We start from the raw sequence: 24566 nt of genomic DNA on the forward strand, positions 1-24566 counted from the left end.
AGTATATCCAATCAAGACCGGTCCCCCTGAAGGCTCCGTAAAAACAGCCTACTCGGGTCAATATCTTACGCACAGAGCACTTCTGCAACGGCCACATTCGCTTCATTGAAATTTCCAAACCCAAGAATTCAAGCCTAAATTGGGGTAATAAAAACAACATTAATGATTTTGAACGTAGGTTTTGTTTATATCATAAATATTCATAATATTTGTTAATAATCTCTTAATGCTAGTGTTTCAAATTTGCTTATACTTTAAATAAGCGATAAAATTATTTTGAAAAGTGTTTTCTATGGGTTCAAATTGCACCAATGCAACGGAGTTATGGGCTGGCGTCCAAAGTGGTAACAAGAAAGCCCTTAGTGACCTATATGAAATGTACGCCGATGCTCTATACGAGTTCGGAAAGTCATATTCATCGGACAGTTGCCTAATTGAAGACTGCATCCACGACCTGTTCGTCGAACTATATATGCGCAGAAAAAGACTTCCCGTTGCCCGCAACGTTAAAAACTACTTGTTCACGATACTAAGGCGGAAAATAACGGAACTATCCAAAAGCAGGCCGCTTGTAATTTCCCCCGAAGATGACCATATCAGAAGAATCTACCGAAACCAAGAGGTTTCCAGGGAAACCGAAATAATTCATAAAGAGGAGAAAGAAGAACTGGGCCTACTCCTTACAAAAGCGATACATCGGTTGAGCCCAAAACAAAGAAAAGGGGTGACAATGCGGTTCTATGAGAACAAAACCTATGAAGAAATGGCCCTAAGCCTGGACATATCGATAGACACAGCGCGCACCTTGATCTATCGGTCCTTAAAAAGCATGAGGGGAAATTGGCCCTGATTACCTTGTTTTTTCGACTGCACCTCACAAAAATGTAAAATAATTCAATTTTTTTGTCTATAAAATCCTGTTTCGCCATACTATATAATACAACGGTTTGTTGAAATGTAGTTTTTGATTGAAATCATCCTCTCCGTCGATACTTTTTACAAACCTTAGAAAGACATTTTGAGCGATAATTTTGACCAAGACCGAAAACAGCGGTTGAACGATAGAATCCTTACCTCCATTGATAGGTACGATAGCCGTATGCGGATCAAAAGGATATGCTATATTTCATCCATAGCCGCAATTTTGGTCATGGGAATATTTACCTACGTCTACTTTGACGTGGCGGGCTCCCCATCAATGTCAATCCAAAAAACGGCTTCATCAACGAAGTTGTTTCCTTCCGGCAGCGACGTTCGGTTGATACTTAATAATCAGGAGGTGGTCAATATTGCCGAGGAAAAACCGGAACTGGTATACTCCAACACAGGTAAAACGGTCAACATCAACAATGGACGAAGTTTAACTCTCACCTCATACCAAACGGACAGAACAGGTTTCAATACCATAGTGGTCCCCTTGGGTAAAAAATCCCAGCTCACCCTTTCGGACGGGAGCAAGGTCTGGATCAATTCGGGTTCGAGACTTACGTATCCCACCATTTTTGCCAAAGGCATAAGAGAAGTGGTTCTGCAAGGGGAGGCGATCTTCGACGTTGCCCATGATGCCAAGAGCCCTTTTCACGTACTGACAGACGATAACGATATAAAAGTCCTGGGGACCATTTTCAATGTGAGTAGCTATGCTGATGACGATTACGTAAGCACGGCATTGCAGAGCGGGAGCGTTGAGATTACCTATACCGGTCAAAATCGATTCCTGAACACTAAGAAATCCATAAAAATAATTCCCGGCACCTTGGCATCCTACAATAAAAAGAAGCAGAAAATAAATACTAGAAAAACCGATCTCACTCCCTATTTCTCCTGGAGGAACGGAGAATTGATCTTTCAGAACAACGACCTGCAATCTATCATGAAGAGAATATCCCGACACTATGGAATCGATATCTCTATTGCGGACGGTGCATTGGCCCGGCAGACGTTTTCCGGAAATTTGGATATCAATACCGACTTGGATACAGTAATGGAGATCATGAAAAGGACTTCAAAATTCGAATTCGAAAAGAAAGACAATAGAATCATTATCACCAACCCTAATATCGAACGCCGATGAGGAACGAATGAGTAACAAAAAAAACCGGAAGATGCTCCAACATCCTCCGGCGGTTTCAACATTACGCTCACGTAACATTAAAAAACAAAATTATGAATAAAAAGGTTAACTCCCTTCTATCCCTATTTTTAGGTCGAACGAACAACATTTTTCTAATCGGCATGCGAGTATCCACGTTACTTTTATGTATAGGCTTGACTAGCGTTTACGCCCATACCTCAAATGCGCAAAATATTGATATCGACCTGAAAGACGTTCCCATCACAACTTTTTTCAAGGAAGTGCAGGAGAAGAGCGATTATGTGATCATCTATAGGGACGAGGTCATTGCGGATACTAAAAGAGTTACGGTACGGGCCAGCAGCGCTACGCTGGAAAAGATATTGACCGATGTGCTGGGGCCCCTCGGCCTAGGGTACGAAATTATCAACAGACAGATTATCATCAACAAAAAGGGGCCAAGCATCGATGATAACGGCGCGAATATTATAAAAACCCCTTTCCAGCAGTCCGTGAACGGCACAGTTACGGATACAGATGGCGTGCCCCTTCCAGGCGCGAACATAGTCGAAAAAGGGACATCAAACGGTGTAACCGCCGACTTTGACGGTAATTTTTCATTAAATATCGCAGACGAAAACGCCATCTTGGTGGTATCCTATATCGGGTTTTCGACAAAGGAAGTGGACGTTAACGGACAAAGTACAGTCAACGTTTCCCTTGAGGAAAGTGCCCAAGGGCTGGACGAAGTGGTTGTGGTGGGATACGGAACCCAAAAACGAAAGGATATTACCGGTTCAGTAGCATCGGTGTCTAGTGAAGATATAGCGGACATACCCATGACGAACATCAATGATGGTCTGGTCGGGCGTATACCAGGTCTGGACATCGTTTCATCAGGAGGTGGTCCAGGATCCACCAATCAATTGCAACTGCGCGGGCAGCGATCATTTACAGCTTCCAATGACCCGTTAATAATTTTGGACGGCTCGCCCTATTATGGTAGCCTAAATGATATAAGTCCCTATGATATAGAAAGTGTAGATGTTTTGAAAGATGCTTCTTCCACGGCCATATATGGTGCTAGGGGTGCGAACGGGGTCATCATCATTACCACAAAAAGGGGAGTTACCGGCGCGCCCAGATTTACCCTTGAGAGTTACACGGGCCCAATGATAGCATACGGAACAATTCCTTACGCGGACGCCCAACAGTATGCTGAAATCGGCAGGGAAGCCTATCGGGCTATAGACGGGTACCCCGAGGGCGGGACGAATGCAGAGGCGGATGAAATAATATTCGATGAGATAGAGATACAGGCGATCAAAAAAGGCGGCAAAGGATTAAATTACCAAGATTTGCTTTACCGTTCGGGTACGCAAAAAAAACATCAGCTGACCGTAACGGGAGGGTCAGAAAATGTAAAATACAACGTAAGCGGAAGTTACTTTAATAATGAGGGTATAATCCCTGGGGAATCTTTTGCCCGTTACAGTCTTCGAACCAATTTGGATTTTACCTTTTCCCCTATATTTACTGCAGGGACCTCCATTCTTCTAAACAATACTCTCAATCAGAGAAAGTCGAGTGGCGCATTATTCCAAGCTTTCCAATCCAGTCCTCTTGGAAAACTATACGAAGATGATGGTTCCCCAAGGTTCACGGCAACTGCCGACGGTCTAGTTCTAAATCCCTTTGCAGACTATTTATATGATTCATACCGTTGGGACAATAAAAGCTGGGGAGCGGTTTTGAACGTGTTCGGGGAAGCAAAGATTTTACCAGAATTGACCTACCGAATTAATCTGGGAACGAATTTTAAACTAAGGACCATAAAAGAATCCGCAGGGTTTTTCTCCCTGGAAAGAAACCTAGGTACCCCGACCGCGGAAGTTGCGAATTCGGTTGACAATCTCCTATTGTACGAAAGCATCCTAACCTACAACAAAACATTCAATGAGAAACATCAACTGACGGTAACCGCCATACAGGGATCACAATCAACAAGGATCGAAACGACTGGAGCTGGCGTCAGCGATCTGCCGTATGAAGAATCACGGTACCATAATTTGGGAAGCGCTACCTTGGTTAATTCTGTAAGTTCGGATTTGGTGGAGACCAACCTACTGTCCTATGCCGGTCGTTTGTTTTATGGCTATGACAGTAAATATTTGCTGACATTATCGATGCGGGCGGACGGGGCATCACAATTTTCGCCCGATCATAAATGGGGCTATTTTCCCTCAGCGGCCTTTGCCTATCGGCTTTCTGGAGAGAACTTCATGAAAAGTACCGAAAATTGGTTGAATGATCTAAAAATCAGACTTAGTTATGGGGCTACCGGAAACCAGGGAATAGGCCCCTATCAAACACAGGGGGGCGTTGCAAGAAGTGCATATTCATGGAACGAGGCTCCTGGATTTGGGTATTATCCAAACGAACTGCAAAACCGGGACTTAAAATGGGAAACCACGTCGGTCTATAATTTGGGTCTTGATTTCCGATTGTTCAAGGGGAGACTTTCCGGAAGTATGGATATTTATAAGACCGACACCTATGACCTGCTAATGTTTAGGAAGCTTCCGATAATCTCTGGGTATGACCAAGTCCTTCAGAATGTTGGGAAAACCAAAAATAACGGTTTCGAGTTGGCTTTGAGTTCCGTCAATGTCATTGGGGCCAATTTTAATTGGAAAACCGATTTTACCTTTTTCCGCAATCGAACCGAAATTGCGGAATTGTACAATGGAAAGGTGGATGATATAGGAAACAGATGGTTTATAGGTGAACCGATAGAGGTTTTTTACGACTATAAAAAAATAGGGATCTGGCAAGAAAATGAAAGAGCTGAGGCCGCTAGCTATGGCGAGGAACCAGGCCAGATCAAAGTGTTGGATGTGGACAATGATGGAGCCATAACGGACGAAGATAGGATGGTATTGGGTAGTCCCCAACCTGATTTTGTAAGCAATCTCACCAATAGTTTCAAATATAAAAATTTCGATTTATCCATTCAGACCTTTATACGCTGGGGAGGTATGGCATCCATCGGCGCATTCGAACCCTTCTCGAAAAAACGGTACAACAAGTTGGTGTTCGATTATTGGACGCCGTCCAATCCAACGAATAATTACCCCCGACCAAACCAGTTATACGAGGATGGTGGTCTGTATGGTACCACACTTACCTATAGGGATGCCAGTTTAATCAGTCTCCGACAGGTTTCGTTGGGATATCGTTTCCCCGCCTCGGTATTGGACAGGTTACCACTTACAAATTTAAGGCTCTATTTATCGGGTGAAAATTTGGCCTATTGGACCAAGTCCGAACTAAGGGAGTTTAATATGAAAGGGGATTTAGCGGGAACAGTCCCAGATGGGGGCGGTACCCGGGAAATATCTCCGTATCCTGCAACAAGAACGGTTATTTTAGGAATTAATCTTCAATTTTAAAATAATAATAATAATGAGAAAATTAATATATATTTTACTGTCTATCAGTCTGGGCTCTATTCTATTAAATGCCTGTTCTACCGATTTGGACGAGGAAAAAATCGTATCCCCTCCTGTCGATTCCTATTTCAAAACAGAAAAGGGATTTAACGATTTGGTGAATTCCAATTATACTTTTACAAGGTCTTTATTCCCTGGTGGAAACAACTATGCACCGTTGGTTTTTTTCGGAACCGATCTTTGGACCAATGGTTCGGATGGTACTTTCATTGAATTCAATGCTTATAATACGGGTATCCAACCAGCAAATCCAGTACTTTGGAATTTGTGGGCTCCTTTTTATCAGGGTATAGCTGCTTGCAACACCGCCATTTCTAGAGCCAGTGAGGTTAACGAATTGACGGAAAATGAGGTCAACGCTAAAGTTGCAGAATCCTATTTCCTAAGGGCGTGGTACTACCATATTTTGGTCGTACATTTTGGCGATCTGCCTTTGGTGACGGAAGAGGTTACTGAAGTAGTAACCACGGCGACCCGAAACTCTGTAGAAGAGGTCTATGCCCAAATAGAGAAAGACCTTTTGTTCGCTGAACAATATCTTCCCGCAACCCAATCCGATTTCGGTCGGGTTACAAAACCCGCGGCACAAGCATTGTTGGCAAGGGTCTATCTTACACTTGAACAGAACGATAAGGCAGCAGCGTATGCCAAAAAGGTTATTAATGATTATGATTTCGCTCTATTAGAAGACTTTTCAAGATTGTGGGATGTGGATAATAGAGTCAATTCGGAAGTAATTTGGTCTATTCAATTCTCCCAAGACGAGCGTTTGAACGGAGATGGCAACGCATACTTCTTATATTTTACACCACGTTATGATTTGCAGCCGGGAATGACCAGGGCATTGGAGAACGACCGGCCTTGGCCTCGCTTTGTGGCGACCCGTTATTATTTTGATTTGTTAGCCTCTAACAGGGATATTGATTCACGGTTCGCCAAATCATGGAAAACCGCTTGGATAGCAAACAATGAAGCGACTCTATTGCCCAACATGCAAATTGGCGACACCGCCTTTGTTTATGTACCATGGGATATCCCTGCAGAGGATGAGGCCGAACGAGAACTAAGATATGGCGTTTTCGATATCAATGATTTATATGACGGCGAAAATCCCATAGGTTCCCGCGAACTCTTTCCGCAAATGCGAAAATATAAAGATCCTCTGCGTTCCTCGATAAATAGTGGGGTGGGCACAAAGAATGTTATAGAAATCCGGTTGGCCGAAATGTATCTGATTGCTGCCGAAGCACTTATGAAAGATGGCAATATTGCGGAAGGGGTTGACTATATCAATACGGTACGGAAAAGGGCTGCTTGGCCCGGCCAAGAAGATAACATGGTCATTACCGACGATCAATTAGACCTTGATTTTGTTCTTGAGGAAAGAGCTTTGGAACTGGGAGGCGAAAGATTTCGCTGGTCCGATTTGAAACGAACAGGAAAACTTCTAGAAAGGGTAAAGTTGTACAATACCCTAGGACGCGACAATATTGAAGAAAAGCATTTGTTGCGACCGATTCCTAGCAATATGATAGATAGACTTACAAACCGTGACGAGTTCGAACAGAACCCCGGTTATTAATTTGCTAATTGAAATATAAAAATAAAGGCATGAAAAAACAATTGATTTTGAAATTCGCCTTAATACAGATAATCCTTCTGGTGTTTGGCTACAGTTCATTTTCTCAAAATATGGAAACCCCATGTAATGAGGCCAGTATCGCCAATTGGTACGAAACAGGTGCATGGTTAAACGGACTACAACTCGTTCCCCACATGTCCATTGATCAAGGTGAACTGGCCAGTCAGTATTGCAGGAATCCGGACTGGTGGAATAAAGCTTTTGAATTCTTGAGGTCACATGATTTGGACAATATGGAACCTGGAAAATATGTGATCGACGAGGGCAATGTCACCGCCTTCGTTTCCGAGACACCTACCAAAGAAAAAGAAGAAATCAAATGGGAGACCCATAAAAACTTTAATGATCTTCAGTATGTAATAAAAGGAAAAGCAAAAATGGGAGTTGCCTCCGCAACCGATTCCAAATTCACGTCAACAATGGCGTACGATTCCGAAAAGGACGTAGAGAATTATTCCGTTGAAAACGGGAAATATTTTGTTTCAACGCCTGGGACCTTTTTTATTTTCACTCCGCAGGACATTCATCGACCTGCCATTCACGTTGAGGGATACGATACAATAAAGAAAATATTGATTAAAGTAAGAGTCCCCTAAAAATCGAGTGATAGTAAAGTAATTTAAGTTAATAATTTAATAAGAGCATCATGAAAAAAACCGTTTTATCACTTTTTGCATTAAGCTGTGTAATTTTTTATTCCCACGCACAAAACGTGGTCTGGCAACCAGAAAACGTTAAGGCGTTAACTTCCGAATGGATAGGTGAACGTACACCGGATGGAAGGCCCAAGGTATCCGACGAGCTCCTGGAGCGGTTAAAAGCGCTCTCCATGGAGGAAGTTTGGGGAACTTTACGCAGAAATGGATATGAGAATCAATTTGAAAATTTCGCAAGTACACATCAAAACGGCTGGCAGATTCTGCATCCAGATCAAGTTATGACCGGCAGAGTGCTAACCGCCCAGTTCATGCCCTTAAGGGAAGATTTTAATAACTATGTTCAAAATCAGGCAAAAAAGGAAGGCACTCATACACCGATTACCAATTATGCGCCAATTACGGAATTGTTGGACGGGGATGTTTATGTGGCGGATAGTTATGGGAAAATGGCGGATGGTACCTTGATAGGAGACAATCTTGGAAACGCAATCTATAAAGCAGGGAAAAGAGGGATTATATTTAATGGTTCGGTGCGTGATGTTGAAGGCCTATCAAAAATCGAGGGGTTTAACGGTTGGATAAGAGGTTCGGACCCTTCGGCAATTAAGCAGATGATGACGGCGAGCGTCAATGCGCCGATTCGAATAGGTCGGGTTTCCGTTCTACCCGGTGATGTTGTTCTTGCTAAACCCACAGGTGTAGCCTTCATTCCCCCTCATCTGGTACAAAAAGTGGTAATAGCTGGCGAGTTTACAGCACTTCAGGATGAATTCAATCGATTTGCCATGGATACGAATAAATACAAATATGTTAATGAACGCTTTGATGTAGATGAAGCCGTTTTTGAAAAAGATTTTAAAGCATGGTTGAGCAGTTATTCAAATTTACCAATGTCCAAAAAGGAATTGGAAAACTATATGAAGGAGCGAGATGAAAGGAGAAAGGCTGCTGAAAACGAGGAGTGATAAAGACACCAGTAAGCTTTATTGAAAATTAACGGAAGGCTTTGAAAAGAAGAATAAATATTTGGCCAATCAGGCGATTTATTTAAGGCGATGCTTAGGTTATACTTTGTTTCCAAGAGAAATATGACGGCGTATTGATCCGTCCGGGTCTCGTCCATAAGATTTTTATCAAAACTGGATAGGTGGGGGGTAATTTTCTATGGATTTTTCACATGAATACGACTAAATCGGAAGTGGTATTCGGTGGATTCTCTTGAAAATCCAGCCCGTCTTGCGTATTTTGCCCCTGTAAAGCAGGCAAGATTAATATAAAATATCATCTCATGACAAAATTTATTCCTTTTGTTTTTACGTTAGCTTGCCTTTCATTTTTAGCGTGTAAGGATGAAAATAGAAATACCGTACCGCTTACTGCTGAAAGCGAAAAAGAAGCACCCGCGTTAACAAAAAGCGAAGTCGAAAATTCGGTCGTGGCCCTTAACGCTGCTTTGGTGGATGCGAAAAAAAACAGTCTGCAAGTCTTGACATCCGAATCCCTCACCTACGGACATTCAAGCGGAAAGGTCCAGGACAGGGAGGAGTTTATCGATGACGTAATAAACGGCCCCTTTGATTTCCTATCCATCGATACCTCTGATGAAAGCATCCATATTTCAGGTGAAACTGCCATAGCAAGGCACGTATTTTCGGCAAAAGGTATGAACAATGGTAAATCGGCCGACGTACACATCGGGGTTATACTGGTCTTTCAAAAGCAAAACGACAAACTGCATCTTTTGGCAAGACAGGCGTACAAATTGTGAAGCCTGAAGTTCCTTCCTTTTGGAAGAACAACCTTCCAAATAACTTTCCCAACAACCGATAAAGCAGACCATGAAGAAGATCAACCTGTATTCCCTGAGCCTAGGACTCGCAGCCTTACTTTTACTCGTTATATTTGGCATAATCCTTACGGGAAATATTGCTAGTGCCGGGCCATTTATCTTGGTATTTTTTGCCGTATTGGCCCTCGGTTTTAGCGGATATAAATCCTTGAACGGCCTGGTATTTACCACGATGATCTTTGCCGGGGTATCGGCGGCCTTGTACTATCCCCAACTTTTCACTTATATCGGGGATTTTAAGCTGACCATTTTGATCATTCCGCTGATCCAGATCATCATGTTCGGTATGGGCACCCAAATGGGCCTAAAGGATTTCGCCGCGGTCTTCAAGACCCCTAGGGGCGTTGTGATCGGTGTTGCCGCACAGCTGCTGATCATGCCCCTGGTCGGTTTTGCGTTGGCCAAGATGAGCAATTTTCCGCCCGAGATAGCGGCCGGCATCGTATTGATCGGATGTTCGCCCAGCGGGGTCGCCTCGAACGTCATGGCCTATCTGGCCAATGCGAATTTGGCGCTCTCCATTACCATAACCTCCATTGCCACGTTATTGGCGCCCTTCCTGACCCCCCTGTTGATGAAGTTGTTGGCCGGGGAATTCGTGCAGATCGATGTGCTCGATATGATGTGGAGCATTACAAAGATGATCATTATCCCCATCGGGGCGGGACTGTTGTTCAACCGTCTCTTTAAGACGAAATGGCTCGACAGGGCCATGCCGGTAGTGTCCATGCTGGCCATTGGCATTATTATTACCATTATCACGGCCGCGGGCAGGGACAGTCTTCTGGAGATCGGGGGGATTTTGATGCTATTGGTCCTTGTACACAATATATTCGGCTACACCCTCGGATATTGGTTCGCCCGTCTATTCAAAATGCCAGAACAGGATGCCCGCACCATCGCCATCGAGGTGGGCATGCAGAACGGCGGACTTGCCTCGGGCATCGCTAATTCCTTAGGGAAGATCGCCACCATGGGCCTTGCCCCGGCAGTTTTCGGACCCTTAATGAACGTTACGGGATCAATTCTGGCGTCCTACTGGCATAAAAGACCAACTGAAAAAATCGAAAACATTGAGGCCAACGAATTTAGTTGTACTTGAGGATATTTTGCTGTTTACTTTAGCTCTGATGATGACTACTGGGAAACCTGTGGCCATATATAACATACTGTGATGTGGTAAGTATAAGATTTTATGGGTTTCTTCCGTTATCAAGCGCCTTATCCTAAAGGTAGATTTAATCTTCAAATCCCAAAGCTCAGAAACTGGGTTCCATTACTTTTTAATGAGCGATTTACACTATTGGCAATAGTGTAAACCACGCCCTCCTCGATCGTTGTCGATTTGCCCGATAAATGGCCCCATTGTTGATAATTCCTTCAAAATAATCCCGTCTTAAATTCATTTGGTTGACAAAATCCTTTAAATTCGTCCCATATGGCCGAAATGAGGATTTTTGACAGGGAGGGGAACAGGCTCTACTGCACACAGGAGGAGGTCGCGCTTTTCCTTAAGAAAGCGAGGGAAAGGGACTCCAACCTACGGACTTTTGCCGAGACCTTGGTCTATACCGGCTGCAGGATTTCCGAGGGGCTGAGCTTAACGCCAAAGGGAGTTAATAGGGACAGCTGTCAGATTACTTTCAACAGTCTTAAGAAGAGAAGGGGAGATCTATACCGTACCGTGCCTGTACCGGTGAATTATATCGATACCCTAACAGTGGCCAATAAAATCGTCGAACGGCAGAAGGTCAAGAAAAAAGCGGAATCGAGAATATGGACCTGGAGCCGGCAATATGCGTTCAGGCTTATTAAGGAACTGATGATTGATGCGGGAATCCCCGAAGGCAAGCATAGGTCGCCTAAAGGACTTAGACATGCCTTCGGGGTCAATGCGGTAGTAAAGGGCGTGCAGCTCAATATGATAATGAAGTGGATGGGCCACGCGGATATTTCCACTACGGCCATTTATGCGGACGCAATTGGGAAAGAAGAGGCCGAAATTGCTAAAAAAATGTGGGTTTAGGTATATATCGGTTCAATTTATTTATAAATATTACGGCATAAATCAGAAAAATATGATTAATCCATGACCAAAAAACTGAATTCTGATATCATCACCTTCAAAGGCATTCCTTCGGACCACTCATACCAGGCTTATAAAGATGGTTATTATTTTGAAGCTATTGTAGTTTTGCATGGACATATAGAAGGAGAAATGAAGTCCTTGTTTCATATGTATTCTCTTAATAAATGTAAAGAATCAATTCCAAAGAACTGGTTTGCCGAAACGTATGATGCAAATGACAGACTTTCTTTTATTATGATAGCTCACGTATTATTTGTAGTCAGTCTGATTACCAAGAACGAGTATGATGTTCTTGTCGGCTTTAATACTTTAAGAAATACCATGATGCATCGTTTTTATAGTGCCCCTTATGAAGGGATGAACAAAGGGGTCAGCAAGAAAAAATTTCATTCGTGCATCAAATCTGCAGATCGTGTACTATGCAAAATATCGGAAAGAGCAGAGAATCTATATGATGAAGTAAATTCAAATTCTAAATAAACGATGCAAACACTATCACAATTTAACCCTAGTCCAGAACTAATGAAAAAGGTCTATTGGACAAATAGGTATTCCGATAGAATCATGAAACTTCATGATGAAGCTCATGCTGCGTTCATGAAAGAATCTGAACATTGGGGTAGTGAAAAACATTTATTGTCGCAGCAATTGAATAGGCGTATTGCTTTTCGTGTAAATGTGCTTGCTAGATACAGTTCGCTTTTAACAACAGCAGCTTTAAAATTTAAATAAACGATGGTGAAAGAAAAAATAGTAAAAACGGTTGAACAATTTGCGTGCATGACTAGTTCTGAAATTGTTAGAACAGTTTCAAGTGATAGAAATTATTGGATAGTTGGTAATGTGTCAGGAAAGGATAGACGAATAATTGTTAAATCTAATTAAACGATGACAAGAAGTGGACCATTGGATTAAAATTCTAATAGCTTATCGCGAAGGGAAATTTGCACGATACTTCTACGGGCTTACTCCAAGACTTATAGTTGGAGCCAGTCAGATTCCGCTTGGAGGAGAATTTGAGAATCATGAAATCGCCTATAATGCTACTGAGCAAATATTCGAAGAAATGAAGCATTATAATGAGAAAGGTTTAATTGTTACTTCAAACCTTTGTGACATTCATAAGGGACCTGTAATGCAATTTATAGAGGCGAAATGGACTAAAGATTCAATCGGAACAGATTTTGGTATTGTATGGAAGAGATATGGAAACGAGATTGTATCCGGCAACTTTGGAATAACTCCATATGATCTGCAAATTTTAAATACTATTTTTAAATAATTAATATTAGCCCCATAATAAAGAGCTGAAATAAACGAAAGTTCAAATAAGCGATGTGAACGTAGACGAAATAATTTTACAAAACTGGGAAGAAATACCAGTCAATTATTGGGATATCGAGGATGTAGCATTAAAAATTCCGACAAAGCCAGGTATTTATCAAATCCGTACGACAGCCCCAAAAAAAATACTAAGTCTATTTGGAACAAGGGATGACAAAAACCATTACAATCTGAATAAAAAGATTACAGAATCGGATAAACTACCAATTCCATTTAAGATTTTGCAGGAGGAATCTGAAAAATACACTGTTTATACCGGACATAGTTATAACCTTAGACAGCGATTTAGAGAGCATTTTAGAGGCTCAAAAGGAACTGGTTGTCTTGCACTTTTTCAATTGGAAAGATTGAGGCATTATGAATGGTCTTATGAGTTTAATCAATTAGTTGGGATCGAAAACTATTCTGATAGCAAATTATATCGAACATTTCTTGAACAAAAATATCGGTCAAAAATTGGCTGGCCAATATTATGTAGTCAATGAGAAAGTATAAATAACCGATGAAATATTTTACAAGAATTATAATATTTAATCTTTGGATTGGTTCTTGGATGCCTTTTTTATGGATAGCTATTAAGCTAAGTACTATCAATAATTATCAAATAGAATGGTATATAATGGCTGGTTTTTATGTTGTTGCTCTTATTTTCTTTGCACTTGGATGGGGATCTACCATATTTCTCCATAAAGTAAAACAACATGATTGGTTTAAGTACCTAGAATAGTTAGAGTCTAATTAAACGATGAGATTATATGCGTAAAATGTTATGCTTAAAGTTTTTATTTTTATTGATTTTCCTTTCTCCATTTTATGTATTTGCACAAGATTTAATTGAAATGGAGAAATCAAATGGCATATACACCATTCCGTGCAAAGTGAATGACCTTAAATTAGACTTCATATTTGACACGGGTGCTAGTGATGTCTCAATCTCATTATCTGAGGCTCATTTTATGCTGAAGAATAAATACTTAAAAAAGAGCGATTTAAAAGGGTCCACATATTATCAAATAGCTAACGGCGATATTGTTGAAGGAACTACAATTATTATTAGAGAGCTTGAGATTGGAACAAAAAAAATTCATGATGTTGAAGCTTCAATAGTTCATTCGCTTTCTGCACCATTATTGTTAGGCCAGTCAGCTTTAAGGAGGTTTGGAAAATTTACTTTCGATTATAACAACAATACGCTGGTTTTAGGAGGGTCTAACGTAATTACCAAGAAAGAGGCTGCATTCGACATTAAACCCAAATCATCTGTCTCTACATCAACATATAAAAAAAAAGGGTATCCAAAAGACAATTCGTTCATGTCGCTTACAAAAAGAAAAACGAAGGTATATGCAGAAATTGAAAATAGGCCAAACGGCTCTACGGGTTTTATAAATCAAAACTACTTTATTATTAAAGGCCAAAAACTTTTAGTAATTCAAAAAACCAAAGATTGGTGCCAAATTGAGACTATTGATAAAGCTAAAAAAGGGTATGTAAGAACAAAGGATATTTGGTAATATCGAATCTGTTTTCAAATGTGGTTTAAAAAGTCTAAATAGACGATTACTCAAACTGAATAGTGGTTCAAAATGAAAATTACTAAAACAACAAATCCAATACATTTCGAGGATTTAGAGCCTTTGCGATTTGAAGACTTAGCATTTAACTTGCTCTACCGTCAGAGTAAATGGCATTCCATTAATCACCTTGGTCGCTCTGGAAGTGATGGTGGAATTGACATAGAGGGAACCGAGATAGATTCTAAAACAGAATTGAAATCATGGATAGTTCAATGTAAAAGATATAAGTCATTTAGTCCTGGAGAAGCTGAAACTATAATTAAGGAGCTTAAAATAAAATATCCAGCTAATAATAATTTTCTTCTTATTATTTCATGTCCTTTAAGTAAAACAGGACACGATAGATTAAAGGAACTAAGGAAAAACCTTGGAATTGAAGAATTACAGATTTGGACAAACTCAAATTTAGAGGCCGAGCTTTATCACAACCACCCTGATCTACTAAACATTTATTTTGGGATTTCAATCGGGACGTCATTTAATTTGAGAGTTGAATTGATTGAAAAAAGGAAAGAATTTAGGAACGATTTAAAAAAAGCACTGTTGAAAAAGTTTGACCCATCTAAACCTCTTATTGGTTCTCATAGATTCCATGACAAAAAACTCATTGTGAGATCTGTGATGGATGATGACCACGAGACTTATCAAGATAACTTTGGATGGTACAGTTATTTTGGAGTGCAACCTCATTACATAGGTGATTTTGGAATAACTGTTAATTTGGAATTTGACTATGGATATCTTGATGAAAATCAAAAATTTGTAAAATCATCAGCTGTTGAAGGAGAGGAAAAAAGAACTATTCTAAAGAGAGGACATCTCCCTTATGAAAATATTTTAACCTACGATTTGGAAAATGGTGAATGTAGACCAATGTTTTACTGTATTTATAAAGGTGAAAAAGGTCCGTTCGATAAAATAGAATGGGAATTAGAATAAAATTACCCCGGTGCTATATCGATAGTGGACACTAGCTTCAAGGCTAGTAGAGGGGGTCTTGGAAAATTTAAATCAAGTCAGAGGTCTAGACACTCTAATTTTGAAAGATAAATTATCGCATCAAAGTTCAATTAAACGACGGATTATGTATGGGGAAAATTAATTTTTTATCAGCTATAAATATTGTACCATAAGTGGCCTTATGCCAAACAGACCTGCCAATCAAGCTTCAAATTATTGAAAGCTAACCTTGAAAGTTTAAATAAACGATTAAATTTTAGTGAGAAGAAGTGGACTAAATTAGAAAAAGTATGACAAATTGGTTAAGAAAGGCTCGTGAAGGCTGGGACCATAACGGTAATGAAAGACCGCCATTCGCAATAGAGCCGAAAGAAGGGCAACGTTCTGTTTGGGATTTTCCGCGTCCCCCGATTATCGAAAGAGTTAGCAAACCAATTGTAGTGAGTATTCAAGGTATGAAAATCGTAGATTCCATTGCCGCTCTTGCAGTACTAGAGACGGCTAGTCCACCAACATACTATATACCGCAATGTGATATAGATATGAGCGTACTTATGAAATTATCCGGCAAAACCTCAATGTGTGAATGGAAGGGTCCTGCTGTTTATTGGGCCTTGAAAACCATGGACTCCCGTTCGATTGCCTGGTCGTATCCTAATCCTTTTCCAGAATTTATACTATTAAAGGATTATTTAGCCTTTTATCCCCAGCATCTTGATTGTTATTTTGATGGTAAAATTGTAAAGGCACAGGCGGGCGAGTTTTATGCAGGTTGGATAACCCCTGACTTAAGCGGGCCTTTCAAGGGTGAAAGCGGAACAGGAAATTGGTGAATTATTTGTTTTGAAATAAATATGACCAAGAGTTTAAATAAACGATTAAAAATTGAGGAGAGTTTTTAAATTTCGAATTGAATTAGAAGGCAGTAATCCCAAAATATGGCGCGAATTATTGGTGCCATCCGATATCACATTTTATAGACTTCATCACATCATCCAAATCGTTATGGGATGGGAGAACTATCACCTATACGAATTCGCCTTGGACAGCTATCGTATCGGTCAACGATTTGAGGACGACGGCTTCGATGGTCCTCATGAGATCATGGACGCGCAAAGGATAAAAATTGGCAATGTTCTGAAAACCAATGGACAGAAAATGGACTATATATATGATTTTGGGGATTACTGGCAACATTCCCTTATCTTGGAAAGGATTATTGAGGACCTTGGGCTTCCCTTTCCTGTCTGTTGTTCGGGTGAACTGAGCTGTCCTCCGGAGGATGTAGGCGGCATTCCGGGGTTTTATGATTTCTTGAAGATAATGTCGAAGCCCAGGAATCCCGAGCATAAAGAACTTAAAAATTGGGTAAGAAGTAAGCTAGTGGCCATTGATGGCAAATATGATCCTCAAAAATTCCATATGGAAAAAGTAAATTGGGTACTACTCCGATTGGATGTCTATATCGAGGAATGGGAGAATGAGGGTAACCAACAGTAAAAGTTCAAATAAACGATGGGAACTTCCAAACTTTATTCGGATAGAAGCATTAGGCAGTTTTAGCTCGGTTGGCATTTGTAGTAAAGGTGAGCTCTTTCTTTACCTTAGTATTTATACGCTTATATAATCGGGCAACTTCCGTCGTAGGTTTCAAAGAGACTTCATCGGAGTAGGTTTTAACAGTCACTGTAATTTCTATGGCATCTAACTTTACCGTTTCTTCCGCAGTCCTCGCTAGTGCGGTTACTCCGATGAAAAGAACAAAGATTAAAGTTGCGATAGTTTTCATGACTTACGTTTTATATAAGTATAACGCAGCATAACGCATCGAACAGGGTTCTAAAACGCTGAACAACACCTGATTTTCGTCAACCTGCACTCACTCGGTCAAGGTGTAATTAAGCATCGATGAACGGATTCTGGATTAAAAACACTTCACCGAAAGAAGCAATCTTTTGGCCGTTTAAAAGGGCCATAGATTTTGAGTTTCTGGAAGTGACTTGCCAGTAGTGATAGATTTTAGTGAAGCTTACGGGTTGCGAATATCGGAAAACTTCTAGTATCTTCAATCATAATTCAGATAAACGATAAGCCAAATTCAAACTAGTCGGGGATAGTGTAATCACGCACCGGAAATGCCTAAGTTAAATAAATGGTCGGTCGCCTGAGCATTGACCAACGTTCCGATATCGAGTACAAAGATTTATTCGTATTAATCATCATTCCTTTATGTTCGAAATTTGGTAATTTGATTCAATATTAATCGATGAAAATAATAGTAATCGGCGGTACCGGTCATATAGGAACCTATCTAGTCCCCAAATTGGTAATGGTAGGGCATGAGGTAGTCTGTATCAGCAGAAGGGAAAGTCGACCCTACCGGAAGGATTCGCCCTGACGATCCGTCGAGCATATTGCGATCGACCGTATCGATGGCGATCATAAGGGTACTTTCGGCAACCAAATCAATGAGTTGCATGGCGAAGCGGTAATAGATCTGATTTGTTTTACACCTCAAAGTGCGACCCTGCTTGTGGAGAACCATTGAAATTATTTTTGGAGCTATAATAATCCTAACAGAGTATAAACCGTCCGAAGTGCAGTCTGAAAATTAAAAAAGTTCAAATAAACGATGAAGGAATGATACAAATGGCTATACTATTCATAATCATTGGTGCCGTGGTTAAATATGGCAAGGCATATTTTTTAATCGCTGGCTATAACACCTTGCCAAAAAAAGAGAAGGCAAAATATAATATTGATGGTATTGCCACTGTTTTCAGGAACACCTTTTTCGCCATGGCAATAGGTTTATTGATGGGATATTTCTTATCTGATTGGATTAATATTCAAAATTTTGAAAACATTGTAGCTATTAGCTGTATAGTTATTGGTGTTACATACTTGCTTATTAAATCCAACTCCAAGAAATTTAAAATTGCCAAAAAACAAAATTGAATTCTAAATAAGAGTAGGAAGGGAGATTAAGAAAGGCTTATAGATATTATAAGTTCAAATAAATGATGTTATTTGACATCAAATAGCTTTGAGAAACCTTCCTAGATATTAAAAGTCACCTATTCGGTGAGCATAAAAGTTCAACTGTCTGAAAAGGCCAATCTACAGGGCTTCCCAGCCCTAAGTTCTAGACCCTCCGGGATTTGCAGGCTTTGGAAAATTTGGGGGAGTGCTAACCCAAGTTCCGACCTCGCCGGTTGGAACATAAGGAGGATTAGTGTTAGCAAATCCATCAGTAGCCGCCCAATCATATACTTTTAATGCTATCTCTTTTCCGAATCTAATTGACCTTTCTAAAATACCTGCATCAACCTCTTTTGTATACATTGAATTCATGGAATTTTCCAGACTGTCAATTCTTGATTTATTAGCATCTGTGCGTAATACTTAAAAATTGTTGCTATGATTTTTTCGAGCTGCTTACCCTGAATATGGCCAGACAAGGCTTTTTTGGCGAAATTATTCATTGCGAAGGTGCTTACATCCATGATCTGCTGGAAGGCAATTTCTCCAAAGAGAAATATTATGATATGTGGCGGCTGAAAGAGAATATCGGAAGAAATGGTAATCTGTATCCTACACACGGACTTGGACCTATATGCCAAATCATGGATATAAATCGGGGGGACCAAATGGATTATCTGGTGTCCATGTCCAGTGATGATTTTATGATGGGAGAAATGGCCAAGAAATTGGCTGTGGGAGATGACTTTTATAGGCCGTTTGCAGACAAGACATTCCGCGGAAATATCAATACAACCACCATCCGTACCCATAAGGGTCGTACTATCATGCTGCAGCATGATGTAACATCACCACGGGTCTATTCACGGATACATCTTGTGAGCGGAACAAAAGGTATGGCAAGAAAGTATCCCGAACCGGCAAGAATTGCCAAGGGACATGAGTGGTGTGCCCCTGAGGAGTTCAAATCATTGGAAGAAAAATACACACCTGAAATCATAAAAAAGCTGGGTGAGATGGCCAAGCAAATCGGGGGTCATGGTGGTATGGACTTCTTAATGGACTGGCGACTGAGTGATTGTCTGCGTAACGGCTTACCGGTGGATATGGATGTATATGATACAGCTCTATGGAGCGCCATTGCGCCATTGAGTGAAAAGTCGGTATCCAATCGCTCCAACTCATTGGATGTGCCGGACTTTACAGATGGTGCATGGAAGAGCAATAAACCCATGAATATAGCACTTCAGGATGGAGGATCTACAAAAGTCAAAGTATTTTAAAGGTTGGTGATTAATATATAAAGATATAAATATACCTTTTGCAGATTTCAAAGATAGAATATGTGTAGAAGGAAGTTCAATAGATATTCCCCGAGGCAGGACCGTCGAAGTATTCACGACCTCTTACAAATAAATGTAACAAATTAGGATAAATCTTTTAAAGGAAATCTTGGTCAAAACGGAATTGAATTTGGCGGTTATTGCGGAAATTTTGAGATTGATGATATTCCTATATGAGCTTTAAGAAATTTAATGCCTATTTAGTAAACTGACGATTATCTAGACTTTCGAAAGAAATGTCGATTATTTCTTATAATAAAACGTTTAATAGTTCTCCATTTGGTCCGTTCTGATAAGACCAAATGGCGGCAGGTGACAGCTACCTTCAAATAGGCCCGGTCGGTGACTTTTTTGAACTATCTTTGTAGCGTCCAAAGGAATAAGTTGTGATGGTGTCATAATTCATCCAGTAAAATACAAATCAAATAAAAATGGAAATCTATCGACAAGTAACTTTGCGTTCAATGATATCATTTTATAGAAAACTTTTCTGTTGCGGTTTGATTTCCTTTGTGTTCTTTTATTCCGCAACGGCACAGAATGGACAAGGGTCAAAAACATTACTTCCACCTGTGGAGACCCAGCCTCCCGTCTCAAAAGGACAAGAGCCGGCCTTTAAGGGCCAAACGAGAATTAGGGGAGTAAAAACCAAATCCAAAATAAAAATAACCTCGATTGCGGACGGACTGAAATTTCCATGGGGACTTGATTTCATGCCGGACGGAAGAATGATCGTTTCAGAAAAACCGGGAAATATCCGCATTGTTTCAAAAGAGGGTGTAGTGGGCGCCAAAATACAAGGAGTGCCGGCAGTCAGACTGAAAGGCGACGGTGGAATGTATGACGTAAAACTTGATCCGGATTTTGCCAAAACGCGTTTGGTCTTTTGGAATTTTGTCGAACCCGTTACCGGTGGTGGGGTCACTTCCGTAGCAAGAGGGAAACTCGCAAGCGATGAAAAAAGTTTTGAGAATGTAAAAATTATATATCGTTCCAGTCCGGCTTACGAAGGCCCAAATCACAATGGGTCAAGAATGCTATTTGATAAGAACGAAAATCTCTTTGTGAGTTTTGGGGAAAGATTCGATGATGAGATCAGAAAAAAAGCACAGGATCTGGGCTCCTCATTGGGGAAAATCGTTCGAATAGACAAAGAAGGAAAAGCCGTCAAGGGCAATCCGTTCGAAAATAACCCAGATGCCCTTCCTGAAATTTGGTCATTGGGCCATAGAAATCCGCAAGGCTTGGCCTTTAATCCCACAACCGGCGAATTGTGGGCTAGTGACCTTGGCCCGGATGCAGGAGATGAAATTAACATCATAAAGGCCGGAGCAAATTACGGTTGGCCCATTATCTCCTATGGTATCGAATATAGTGGTGAACCGGTGAACGGTGGACTGACCGTGAGGAAAGGAATGGAACAACCGGTGTATTATTGGGATCCTACAATTGCACCAAGTGGGATTACATTTTACATGGGAAATCTAATTCCCGAATGGAAAGGCAACTTGTTTGTCGCTGCTTTACGTGGTTCCCACATTGATAGATTGGTCATCAAGGATAATAAAGTTGTAGGTGAGGAAAGGTTGTTTACCGACTTAAATAAACGATTTAGATATATTACCCAAGGTCCTGACGGTGCACTTTATGCTATAATCGATGACCCGGACGGTAAAATTTTCAGGATTTCCAATTAATCCGCGCATGGGCGATGGATGGCAAAAGGATGCCTAAATGAACCGACAGCATTAGTTCGGAAAAATATATCTGTCGTTCATCTACGGAGGCGACGAGACACAAGTTTAAATAAATGGCATTATCGTTTTGAACTGAACCCCTTTCTTTTTCCGATATATCCCAATGTACCATTTTGCACACGAAAAGGTATACTCATGGAAATATGGGAAAGAAATAACTCCATGGCCCAATTCATAAGAAAATGGCGAAAATAACTTAAGTCTACTCAAGTCAAATTAGCCGATACCGCTGGAGTACGGTTACAGTTTATAGGCGAATTGGAGCTAGGAAAATCTAACTTGATGATCTAAAAGATCAATCAGGTACTACTCTTTTTTCGCAATGAACGAACCCCAACACCGTTTTGCGATGACACAAGAAGAAGTTTGAAACTTTAGTTTGAACGTCTAAATCCAATACAATAACAATTTTAATTGCTTCCTAGTGTTTAAAGTAGGGCTTTTGCTGCTATAATTTCTCTAATCTGAAATCATAAGTTTATTGTTCTTGTAAGAGTTTTACCCTAAACCCTGGACCGACCCGTCACCAAATAGTCTAAAAGGTTCGACGGGACAGTTAAAGAAACAGCTTATAAAGAATTCATATAAGCGGCCATTTTCTCCCGGCCCTTGGTATCTGGCAAAGCCCCATAGCCCGCCCCCATATTATCGATGGCATGGTTAGGTTTTGAAGTACCGGGAATCACACAGGTCACCGTTTCATTGGAAAGAATAAACTTTAGAAAATACTGACCCCAACTTTTAATACCATACTCCCCTACCCAAGCAGGCAATTCTTTGTCCTTTACCGTTCGAAAAAGGGAACCGCTCTCAAAGGGCTGGTTGATAACGACCGCCGTACCGTATTTTTCGCAGGTGTCAAATAGGTATTGCTCGGCATGACGAGCCCGAATGGAATAATTGAACTGTACAAAATCAGGTTTTTCCTGTTGTATGATCTTCTCGAGTGTAGCGTGTGCCGAATCTAAATAATGGGTAAGGCCCCAGTAGGTGATTTTGCCTTGTTCTTTCCACGCTTTTAAAGTTTTTACATGGGTCTCCCAATCGACCAGGTTATGGATCTGCATAAGATCCATCGCCGAGCGTTTCATTTTTTGAAACGAACTGTTCATCTGGTCGATACCCGCCTGTTTGCCAGAGATCCAAACCTTGGTAGCAAAGAAAAATTCGTCTTGGCTCGGCAGGGCCGCCGTTAATTGCCCCACGGTAGCTTCCGAACTACCGTACATAGGGGACGAGTCGATGACGGTTCCGCCTAATGAATAAATTTCGTTGAGCACTTGCTTTAAAGTGGCCATGATTGCCTCATCACCGTCGACATCAAAGGTTTGCCAAGTGCCAATGCCTACCACGGGCAATTTTTTGCCCGAACTGGGAATAACTCGTTGTCGTATGGTTTCGTTTTTCATAAATGAAAATAATGAAGGAGTAATGGCCAGACCTACGCCCGAAAGCCCATAAAATTGTAAGATTTGCCTTCTGGAATAGTGCATCGCATTGAATTTTTTCATTGACGGATATTAAAATAGGTATTTCCTCTTAAAATCGGTGTTAAGAGTTTGAGAAATGGGTTTATTTGGGAATAGGTTTCCGTCCATCCGTGGCACCTCTCCTTACTTAGGTGTGACTTACATGAACGCCTGGTTCTGTCACGATAGCTATAGTTTGAAATAAGTACCCGGAAGTTTTTCAATAGTTACCTCAACGCCGCCTTTAAATTGGACATGGACCAACACATGCTCCGTTAAGGGTTCTATCCGGGAAATATTTATCTGTTCAATAGACCCGTGGAGAAGTATACCTTGGGGAGAAGAAATGCCCGGTACCAACCTTTCATTTAACTCGGTTAGGTATGGCCCAATTAGCTCGTTTACGTTGATGGTGGCTCTATCCAATACTTTGCGATAGTACATTCGATTGGCCAGTATTTGCAAGGTTTTGTTCAACAAAAAATTCTTGCTCTTGGCATCTATTTTAAAGTCGCCGACCGAGAGGATACCCGTATTAGTGTCATAAGTTAGGGAAGCATGGATACCTAAGGTCACTTCTTTGGTTACTAAAATTTTACGTAAAATATGCATCTTTAGCACTAAAATGACATCGAATTCCGGCAAAGGGCTTGCTTCCAAGTTAGTATCCACTATTCTGCCTTCTTTGCGCTTGCCCGTACCGATTTCCATTCCGATAAGATTGCGGTCCGTAAGCTGCTGCAAGACCTCGTACGGAATTTTAATGGGGAGGGTCAGATTTATATTTGCGCTTTCCATCTTTTAGATAGTTCGATTTCATGTAAAGATATAGGGATTTTAACCTTTTGACCTCCTCCCCTTAAACTGTCCTATTTTTAGGGAAGGCTACAGCCTTTTTGACAATCGGTACGAAATATAAGTGGAGTTGCGGCCACATAGAATTTATAATCGTTGGCCAAATCAGCAAGCCCGAAATACATTTATAAGAAATTATGAATACATTTGAGTAATATCATCTTAATTAATACTTTTTCTCCCTATTTGAAAGAAGACTATTCGAATTGTTCCCTTCATACAGTAACAGGCCTAAAAATGAACAATTTTTGGGGAAGGCTACAAGTTGACATATTTTTATAATAGACAAGTATTCATACGCAATGCTGTTTTGGCCTATAAGATATGTGTTACAATGAAAGATTCAGATGAATTTAAAGGATTAATTATAAAAAAAAATTAGATTTTGGAGTGAAATCCTACAGTCCATTTAATTTCGACGAAAGCGAAAAAACGGTTAGGATCAACAAACCTG

The 24566-nt window shown here is 40.6% G+C and carries 24 protein-coding genes; 21 read left to right on the forward strand and 3 right to left on the reverse strand.

The genetic code is table 11. From position 1 onward, the window contains the following. Window positions 1–292 precede the first annotated feature (292 nt). The 17 genes from BLT07_RS15475 to BLT07_RS15560 all read left to right on the forward strand — a co-directional run bounded on the left by BLT07_RS15475 (window position 293) and on the right by BLT07_RS15560 (window position 17206). Entirely contained in the window at window positions 293–850 is a 558-nt protein-coding gene (locus tag BLT07_RS15475) for an RNA polymerase sigma factor (protein ID WP_091871101.1), read from the forward strand. A gap of 168 nt (window positions 851–1018) precedes the next feature. Further along, the gene (locus tag BLT07_RS15480; RefSeq protein WP_091871105.1) at window positions 1019–2074 is read left to right on the forward strand and encodes a FecR family protein; all 1056 of its coding nucleotides are present in this window, start codon (window positions 1019–1021) and stop codon (window positions 2072–2074) included. A gap of 92 nt (window positions 2075–2166) precedes the next feature. Further along, on the forward strand, window positions 2167–5526 hold the full coding sequence (locus BLT07_RS15485; protein WP_091871108.1) for a TonB-dependent receptor: 3360 nt from the start codon (window positions 2167–2169) through the stop codon (window positions 5524–5526). A gap of 13 nt (window positions 5527–5539) precedes the next feature. Beyond that, complete coding sequence (locus BLT07_RS15490) at window positions 5540–7168, forward strand: RagB/SusD family nutrient uptake outer membrane protein (RefSeq protein ID WP_091871112.1); 1629 nt, start codon at window positions 5540–5542, stop codon at window positions 7166–7168. A 29-nt stretch (window positions 7169–7197) separates the two neighbouring features. Continuing rightward, on the forward strand, window positions 7198–7824 hold the full coding sequence (locus BLT07_RS15495; protein WP_091871115.1) for a NanQ anomerase/TabA/YiaL family protein: 627 nt from the start codon (window positions 7198–7200) through the stop codon (window positions 7822–7824). Between the two features lie 50 nt (window positions 7825–7874). Further along, entirely contained in the window at window positions 7875–8852 is a 978-nt protein-coding gene (locus tag BLT07_RS15500; RefSeq protein WP_175455353.1) for an RraA family protein, read from the forward strand. A 323-nt stretch (window positions 8853–9175) separates the two neighbouring features. After that, a complete protein-coding gene (locus BLT07_RS15505) occupies window positions 9176–9655 on the forward strand; it encodes a nuclear transport factor 2 family protein (RefSeq protein WP_091871123.1) in 480 nt (159 codons plus the stop codon). Window positions 9656–9725: 70 nt separating this feature from the next. Beyond that, entirely contained in the window at window positions 9726–10838 is a 1113-nt protein-coding gene (locus tag BLT07_RS15510; RefSeq protein WP_175455354.1) for a bile acid:sodium symporter family protein, read from the forward strand. 336 nt (window positions 10839–11174) lie between these two features. Continuing rightward, complete coding sequence (locus BLT07_RS15515; protein ID WP_091871126.1) at window positions 11175–11762, forward strand: tyrosine-type recombinase/integrase; 588 nt, start codon at window positions 11175–11177, stop codon at window positions 11760–11762. A gap of 63 nt (window positions 11763–11825) precedes the next feature. After that, window positions 11826–12305: a hypothetical protein gene (locus BLT07_RS15520; RefSeq protein ID WP_091871129.1), complete on the forward strand. Its 480-nt coding sequence runs from the start codon at window positions 11826–11828 to the stop codon at window positions 12303–12305. Window positions 12306–12308: 3 nt separating this feature from the next. Further along, window positions 12309–12557 carry a hypothetical protein gene (locus BLT07_RS15525; RefSeq protein ID WP_091871132.1) on the forward strand — a complete coding sequence of 83 codons (249 nt, stop codon included), beginning with the start codon at window positions 12309–12311 and terminating at the stop codon, window positions 12555–12557. Window positions 12558–12723: 166 nt separating this feature from the next. Further along, window positions 12724–13107 carry a hypothetical protein gene (locus BLT07_RS15530; RefSeq protein ID WP_091871135.1) on the forward strand — a complete coding sequence of 128 codons (384 nt, stop codon included), beginning with the start codon at window positions 12724–12726 and terminating at the stop codon, window positions 13105–13107. 55 nt (window positions 13108–13162) lie between these two features. Next, the gene (locus BLT07_RS15535) at window positions 13163–13654 is read left to right on the forward strand and encodes a hypothetical protein (RefSeq protein ID WP_091871138.1); all 492 of its coding nucleotides are present in this window, start codon (window positions 13163–13165) and stop codon (window positions 13652–13654) included. 270 nt (window positions 13655–13924) lie between these two features. After that, window positions 13925–14683 carry a retropepsin-like aspartic protease family protein gene (locus BLT07_RS15545; protein WP_091871145.1) on the forward strand — a complete coding sequence of 253 codons (759 nt, stop codon included), beginning with the start codon at window positions 13925–13927 and terminating at the stop codon, window positions 14681–14683. Between the two features lie 72 nt (window positions 14684–14755). Further along, on the forward strand, window positions 14756–15685 hold the full coding sequence (locus BLT07_RS15550; RefSeq protein ID WP_091871148.1) for a restriction endonuclease: 930 nt from the start codon (window positions 14756–14758) through the stop codon (window positions 15683–15685). A 311-nt stretch (window positions 15686–15996) separates the two neighbouring features. Further along, complete coding sequence (locus tag BLT07_RS15555; RefSeq protein WP_091871152.1) at window positions 15997–16539, forward strand: DUF427 domain-containing protein; 543 nt, start codon at window positions 15997–15999, stop codon at window positions 16537–16539. Between the two features lie 52 nt (window positions 16540–16591). Then, entirely contained in the window at window positions 16592–17206 is a 615-nt protein-coding gene (locus tag BLT07_RS15560; RefSeq protein WP_091871155.1) for a plasmid pRiA4b ORF-3 family protein, read from the forward strand. A 49-nt stretch (window positions 17207–17255) separates the two neighbouring features. Here BLT07_RS15560 and BLT07_RS15565 read toward each other — a convergent pair whose 3' ends face one another. Further along, window positions 17256–17495, reverse strand: coding sequence for a hypothetical protein (locus BLT07_RS15565; RefSeq protein ID WP_091871158.1), 240 nt, complete (start codon window positions 17493–17495; stop codon window positions 17256–17258). 477 nt (window positions 17496–17972) lie between these two features. Between BLT07_RS15565 and BLT07_RS21755 the strand changes: the two genes are divergently transcribed. From BLT07_RS21755 to BLT07_RS15590, 4 genes are all read left to right on the forward strand, one after another. Then, window positions 17973–18104 (forward strand): NAD-dependent epimerase/dehydratase family protein, encoded by a 132-nt coding sequence (locus BLT07_RS21755; RefSeq protein ID WP_139205157.1) that lies wholly within the window; start codon window positions 17973–17975, stop codon window positions 18102–18104. 242 nt (window positions 18105–18346) lie between these two features. Further along, window positions 18347–18664, forward strand: a complete 318-nt coding sequence (locus BLT07_RS15575; protein WP_091871165.1) for a DUF3784 domain-containing protein — start codon at window positions 18347–18349, stop codon at window positions 18662–18664. A 491-nt stretch (window positions 18665–19155) separates the two neighbouring features. After that, window positions 19156–19971: a hypothetical protein gene (locus BLT07_RS15585; protein WP_217633329.1), complete on the forward strand. Its 816-nt coding sequence runs from the start codon at window positions 19156–19158 to the stop codon at window positions 19969–19971. A 491-nt stretch (window positions 19972–20462) separates the two neighbouring features. Further along, a complete protein-coding gene (locus BLT07_RS15590) occupies window positions 20463–21728 on the forward strand; it encodes a PQQ-dependent sugar dehydrogenase (RefSeq protein WP_217633330.1) in 1266 nt (421 codons plus the stop codon). Between the two features lie 629 nt (window positions 21729–22357). Here the strand turns inward: BLT07_RS15590 and BLT07_RS15600 are convergent. Beyond that, window positions 22358–23299 carry an aldo/keto reductase gene (locus BLT07_RS15600; protein WP_217633331.1) on the reverse strand — a complete coding sequence of 314 codons (942 nt, stop codon included), beginning with the start codon at window positions 23297–23299 and terminating at the stop codon, window positions 22358–22360. 147 nt (window positions 23300–23446) lie between these two features. Continuing rightward, the gene (locus BLT07_RS15605) at window positions 23447–24055 is read right to left on the reverse strand and encodes a DUF4403 family protein (protein WP_091871175.1); all 609 of its coding nucleotides are present in this window, start codon (window positions 24053–24055) and stop codon (window positions 23447–23449) included. Window positions 24056–24566: the final 511 nt, after the last annotated feature.

Origin of the sequence: Pricia antarctica, assembly GCF_900101815.1 — a bacterium.
Lineage (GTDB): Bacteria > Bacteroidota > Bacteroidia > Flavobacteriales > Flavobacteriaceae > Pricia > Pricia antarctica.

Bases quoted from the DNA above. Each gene is read 5' to 3' on its own strand.
- BLT07_RS15590 (WP_217633330.1), top strand. From the start codon at position 20,463: ATGGAAATCTATCGACAAGTAACTTTGCGTTCAATGATATCATTTTAT.
- BLT07_RS15600 (WP_217633331.1), bottom strand. From the start codon at position 23,299: ATGAAAAAATTCAATGCGATGCACTATTCCAGAAGGCAAATCTTACAA.
- BLT07_RS15545 (WP_091871145.1), top strand. From the start codon at position 13,925: ATGCGTAAAATGTTATGCTTAAAGTTTTTATTTTTATTGATTTTCCTT.
- BLT07_RS15575 (WP_091871165.1), top strand. From the start codon at position 18,347: ATGATACAAATGGCTATACTATTCATAATCATTGGTGCCGTGGTTAAA.
- BLT07_RS15565 (WP_091871158.1), bottom strand. From the start codon at position 17,495: ATGAAAACTATCGCAACTTTAATCTTTGTTCTTTTCATCGGAGTAACC.
- BLT07_RS15500 (WP_175455353.1), top strand. From the start codon at position 7,875: ATGAAAAAAACCGTTTTATCACTTTTTGCATTAAGCTGTGTAATTTTT.
- BLT07_RS15510 (WP_175455354.1), top strand. From the start codon at position 9,726: ATGAAGAAGATCAACCTGTATTCCCTGAGCCTAGGACTCGCAGCCTTA.
- BLT07_RS15605 (WP_091871175.1), bottom strand. From the start codon at position 24,055: ATGGAAAGCGCAAATATAAATCTGACCCTCCCCATTAAAATTCCGTAC.
- BLT07_RS15515 (WP_091871126.1), top strand. From the start codon at position 11,175: ATGGCCGAAATGAGGATTTTTGACAGGGAGGGGAACAGGCTCTACTGC.
- BLT07_RS15525 (WP_091871132.1), top strand. From the start codon at position 12,309: ATGCAAACACTATCACAATTTAACCCTAGTCCAGAACTAATGAAAAAG.
- BLT07_RS15485 (WP_091871108.1), top strand. From the start codon at position 2,167: ATGAATAAAAAGGTTAACTCCCTTCTATCCCTATTTTTAGGTCGAACG.
- BLT07_RS15585 (WP_217633329.1), top strand. From the start codon at position 19,156: ATGGCCAGACAAGGCTTTTTTGGCGAAATTATTCATTGCGAAGGTGCT.
- BLT07_RS15475 (WP_091871101.1), top strand. From the start codon at position 293: ATGGGTTCAAATTGCACCAATGCAACGGAGTTATGGGCTGGCGTCCAA.
- BLT07_RS15520 (WP_091871129.1), top strand. From the start codon at position 11,826: ATGACCAAAAAACTGAATTCTGATATCATCACCTTCAAAGGCATTCCT.
- BLT07_RS15555 (WP_091871152.1), top strand. From the start codon at position 15,997: ATGACAAATTGGTTAAGAAAGGCTCGTGAAGGCTGGGACCATAACGGT.
- BLT07_RS15490 (WP_091871112.1), top strand. From the start codon at position 5,540: ATGAGAAAATTAATATATATTTTACTGTCTATCAGTCTGGGCTCTATT.
- BLT07_RS21755 (WP_139205157.1), top strand. From the start codon at position 17,973: ATGAAAATAATAGTAATCGGCGGTACCGGTCATATAGGAACCTATCTA.
- BLT07_RS15550 (WP_091871148.1), top strand. From the start codon at position 14,756: ATGAAAATTACTAAAACAACAAATCCAATACATTTCGAGGATTTAGAG.
- BLT07_RS15505 (WP_091871123.1), top strand. From the start codon at position 9,176: ATGACAAAATTTATTCCTTTTGTTTTTACGTTAGCTTGCCTTTCATTT.
- BLT07_RS15495 (WP_091871115.1), top strand. From the start codon at position 7,198: ATGAAAAAACAATTGATTTTGAAATTCGCCTTAATACAGATAATCCTT.